Consider the following 4,701-nt stretch of genomic DNA (forward strand, 5'->3'; position numbering starts at 1 on the left):
CTCATGCCCCGGCCGGGGCATGAGCCGGGGACGCCCGAGAGGGCGGTGTCTGATAACTCATCGAGTTATCGGACACGCTGTCAGACATTGAAGTACTTCGCCTCTGGATGCAACAGAACGAACGCGTCGGTGGACTGCTCCGGATGCAGCTGCAGTTCCTCCGACAGCGTCACCCCCAGCCGCCCGGCGTCGAGCAGGTCCACCAATTTGGCGCGATCCTCGAGATCCGGGCACGCGCCGTACCCGAACGAGTACCGGGCGCCGCGGTAGCCGAGCGAGAAATAGTCGGCGATATCGGCCGGATCGGACTCGGCGATCGCGTGGCCCTCCAGGGTGAGTTCCTCGCGGATACGACGATGCCAGTACTCGGCGAGCGCCTCGGTGAGCTGCACCCCGATGCCGTGCACCTCCAGATAGTCCCGGTAGTTGTCATCGGCGAAGAGCTGATTGGCGTAATCGGCGATCGGCTGACCCATGGTCACCAGCTGGAACGGCAGGACGTCCACCTGCCCGGTCTCGCGGGCACGCTCACGCGAGCGGATGAAATCGGCGACGCACAGGAACCGGTCCCGCTGCTGGCGCGGGAAGGTGAACCGGTGGCGTTGCGGTGCATCGGGTTCCGGTTCGGTGAGCACCACGACATCGTCACCCTCGGACACCGCCGGGAAATAGCCGTACACCACCGCGGCGTGCTGTAGCACGCCCTCGGTACTGAGCTTGTCGAGCCAGGCCCGCAGGCGGGGCCGGCCGTCGGATTCCACCAGTTCCTCATAGCTGGGGCCGTCGCCGCCGCGCTGGCCGCGCAGCCCCCACTGGCCGAGGAACAGCGCCCGTTCGTCCAGCAACCCGGAGTACTCGTGCACCGGGAGTCCTTTGATCACCCGGGAGCCCCAGAACGGCGGCACCGGGACCGGCAGGTCGGCGGCCACATCCGACCGGGCGGGTACCTCGACCGGCGTCTCGGCTGCCCGCCGCTGTTCGGCGATCCGGCGGGAGCGCTCGTGCCGCGCTTTGCGTTCGGCCGCCTTCTCGCGCGCGGCCACCGCCTCCGGGCTGTCCGGATCGGGACCGTCACCGCGTTTCTGCGACATGATCTCGTCCATCAGCCGCAGGCCCTCGAAGGCGTCCCGCGCGTAGTGCACATCGCCCTCGTAGACGTCGGTGAGGTCGTTCTCCACATACGACCGGGTGAGCGCGGCCCCGCCGAGCAGCACCGGGAACTGGTCGGCGACCCCGCGGGAGTTGAGCTCCTGCAGGTTCTCCTTCATCACCACGGTGGATTTCACCAGGAGCCCGGACATGCCGATCACATCGGCCCTCTTGTCCAGGGCGGCGTCGAGAATGGTCGCGATGGGTTGTTTGATACCGAGGTTCACCACCTCGTAGCCGTTGTTGGACAGGATGATGTCCACCAGGTTCTTGCCGATATCGTGCACATCGCCCTTGACCGTGGCGAGGACGACGCGGCCCTTACCGCTGTCGTCGGTGGCCTCCATATGTGGTTCCAGGTGGGCGACCGCGGCTTTCATGACCTCGGCCGACTGCAGCACGAACGGCAACTGCATCTGCCCGGACCCGAACAGCTCGCCGACGGTTTTCATCCCCGACAGCAGGGTCTCGTTGATGATCTTCAGCGGCGGCACTTCCCGCATGGCCTCGTCGAGATCGGCCTCCATCCCGGCCCGCTCGCCATCGACGATGCGCCGCTCGAGCCGGTCGAACAGCGGCAGCGCGGCCAGTTCGTCGGCCCGTGAGGCGCGGGAGTCGGCCGTGGACACACCTTCGAACAGCTGCATGAGTTTCTGCAGCGGGTCGTAGCCCTCGCGGCGACGGTCGTAGACCAGGTCCAGGGCCGTTTCGCGCTGCTCGTCCGGGATCCGGCTCATCGGCAGGATCTTCGAGGCGTGCACGATGGCGCTGTCCAGGCCGGCCTGCACGCATTCGTGCATGAACACCGAGTTCAGCACCTGGCGTGCGGCGGGGTTGAGTCCGAAGGAGATATTCGACAGGCCCAGCGTGGTCTGCACCTCGGGGTGCCGGCGTTTGAGTTCCCGGATGGCCTCGACGGTCTCCAGGCCGTCGCGGCGCGACTCCTCCTGCCCGGTGCCCAGGGTGAAGGTGAGGGTGTCGATGATGATGTCGCTCTCCCGCAGACCCCAGTTACCGGTGATGTCGCCGATGAGTCGTTCGGCGATGGCGACCTTGTGCTCGGCGGTGCGGGCCTGCCCCTCCTCGTCGATGGTCAGGGCGACCACCGCGGCGCCGTGTTCGGCGACCAGGGCCATGGTCTGCTGGAACCGGGACTCCGGGCCGTCACCGTCCTCGTAGTTCACCGAGTTCACCGCGCAGCGCCCGCCCAGGTGTTCCAGGCCCGCGCGCAGCACCGGCGTCTCGGTGGAGTCGAGCATGATCGGCAGGGTGGAGGCGGTGGCCAGCCGGGACGCCAGTTCCGACATATCGGCGGCGCCGTCACGGCCGACGTAGTCGACGCAGAGGTCGAGCATATGGGCGCCGTCGCGGGTCTGGTCCTTGGCGATATCCAGGCATTTCGCCCAGTCCTGGGCGAGCATCGCCTCCCGGAACGCCTTCGAACCGTTGGCGTTGGTGCGTTCTCCGATCATCAGCACGCTCGCGTCCTGCCGGAACGGCACCGCGGTGTACATACTTGAGATGCTGGGCTCGGGGTCGGGCGTGCGGCGCTGCCCGATCGGCGCCAGCCCGGTCTCGACCTCACGGACCGCCTCGGCCACCTGGCGGATATGTTCCGGGGTGGTACCGCAGCAGCCGCCGACCAGGGCCAGGCCGTAGTCGGCGACGAACCCGCGCAGCGCGGCGGCCAGCTCTTCCGGGGTCAGCGGGTACTCGGCGCCGTGCGCGCCGAGTACCGGCAGGCCCGCGTTGGGCATCACCGACACCGGGATGCGCGCATGCTGGGACAGGTAGCGCAGATGTTCGCTCATCTCGTCCGGCCCGGTCGCGCAGTTGAGGCCGATCAGATCTATACCCAGCGGTTCGAGCGCGGTCAGCGCCGCGCCGATCTCACTGCCGACCAGCATGGTGCCGGTGGTCTCCACCGTGACGTGGGTGATGATCGGGATCCGGCGACCGGCCCGCTCCATCGCCCGACGGGTGCCGGTGATGGCGGCCTTGACCTGGAGCAGATCCTGGCAGGTTTCGATCAGTACCGCGTCGGCGCCGCCGTCGAGCATGCCGAGCGCGGCCTCGGTGTAGGCGTCGCGCAGGTCCGCGTACGGCGCGTGGCCGAGGGTGGGCAGTTTGGTACCGGGGCCCATGGAGCCCAGCACGTACCGCGGCACGCCGTCCGGGCCCGGCCCCATCTCGTCGGCGACCTCGCGGGCCAGCCGGGTCCCCTTCTCCGAGAGATCCCGGATCCGGTCTGCGATCCCGTAGTCGGCCAGATTGGGCAGGTTACAGCCGAAGGTATTGGTCTCCACGGCATCGGCGCCGGCCTCGAAGTAGGCACGATGGATATGTCGCAGCACCTCGGGGCGGGTGTCGTTGAGGATTTCGTTGCAACCCTCCAGCCCGCGGAAATCGTCGAGCGTCAGGTCCACGGCCTGCAGCATCGTGCCCATCGCGCCGTCACCGATCACGACACGCCTGGTGAGAGTGTCGAGCAACGTGGTATCGAACTCGGCGGAGCGGGAGGCAGACATGGATTCCAGACTAGTGGGCACCTCCGTTACGGTGTCGCCCTGCTTCCTGCCCTGTGCGGGCGACCACAGCCGGTGACGCCGCCGACAGGCGCGACGGGACCGATACTGCGCGCCGGTGGCGGCCCGCCCCGTAGGCTGGCAGGGGTGAGCTCGAGTGAATCTCCGGTGGATCGGGAACTGCCCGCACTGCGTGACCCGGTGCTCGTTGCGGCCTTCGAGGGCTGGAACGACGCTGGTGACGCCGCCAGCGGCGCGGTGGAGCATCTGGAGTTGATCTGGGATGCGCGGCCGCTGGCCGAACTCGATTCCGAGGACTATTACGACTATCAGGTGAACCGGCCGATGGTCCGGCAGGTGGAGGGCGTCACCCGGGAGATCGTCTGGCCGGCGACCGTCCTGTCGGTGTGCTCCCCGCCCGGTAGCGACCGCGATGTGGTGCTGTTACGCGGGATCGAACCGAATATGCGGTGGCGGCGCTTCTGCGCGGACCTGCTGGAATTCATCGATCAGCTCGGCGTGCAGACCGTGGTGATCCTCGGGGCGCTGCTCGCCGATACCCCGCACACCCGGCCGGTGCCGGTCACGGGCTCGGCCTACAGCAAGGACGCGGCCGAGCAGTTCGGTCTCGAACAGACCCGCTACGAGGGGCCCACCGGTATCACCGGGGTGCTGCAGGACCAGTGCGTGAAGGCCGGGGTCCCGGCGGTGTCATTCTGGGCCGCGGTGCCGCACTACGTATCGCAGCCGCCCAACCCGAAGGCGACGATCGCGCTGCTGCACCGGGTCGAGGACGTCCTCGATATCGAGGTGCCGCTGCGGGAGCTGCCCCAGCAGGCCGAGGAGTGGGAGTCGACGGTGAACGAGATGACCGTCGCCGACGACGAGATCGCCGAATACGTGCATTCGCTGGAGGAGCGCGGTGACGCCGCGATCGACGTCAACGAGGTGATGGCCAAGATCGACGGCGACGCCCTGGCCGCCGAATTCGAGAAGTACCTGCGCAGACGAGGACCCGGCGGCTTCG

Annotated in this window: 2 protein-coding genes; one reads left to right on the plus strand and one right to left on the minus strand. The window is 68.0% G+C overall.

All coding sequences use genetic code 11. The features are described from left to right. Positions 1-80 precede the first annotated feature (80 nt). Positions 81-3,677: a methionine synthase gene (gene metH, locus ACLML9_RS27815; RefSeq protein WP_411948280.1), complete on the minus strand. Its 3,597-nt coding sequence runs from the start codon at positions 3,675-3,677 to the stop codon at positions 81-83. 144 nt (positions 3,678-3,821) lie between these two features. Between metH and ACLML9_RS27820 the strand changes: the two genes are divergently transcribed. Beyond that, positions 3,822-4,701: PAC2 family protein (locus ACLML9_RS27820; RefSeq protein WP_411948281.1), on the plus strand; the 880-nt coding region annotated here is incomplete at its 3' end.

The organism is Nocardia sp. NPDC002869, assembly GCF_046764065.1.
GTDB classification, from domain to species: Bacteria; Actinomycetota; Actinomycetes; order Mycobacteriales; family Mycobacteriaceae; genus Nocardia; species Nocardia rhamnosiphila.

What these genes read in the sequence shown, in the direction of transcription:
- metH (WP_411948280.1), bottom strand. Translation starts at nt 3,677, where the DNA reads ATGTCTGCCTCCCGCTCCGCCGAGTTCGATACCACGTTGCTCGACACT.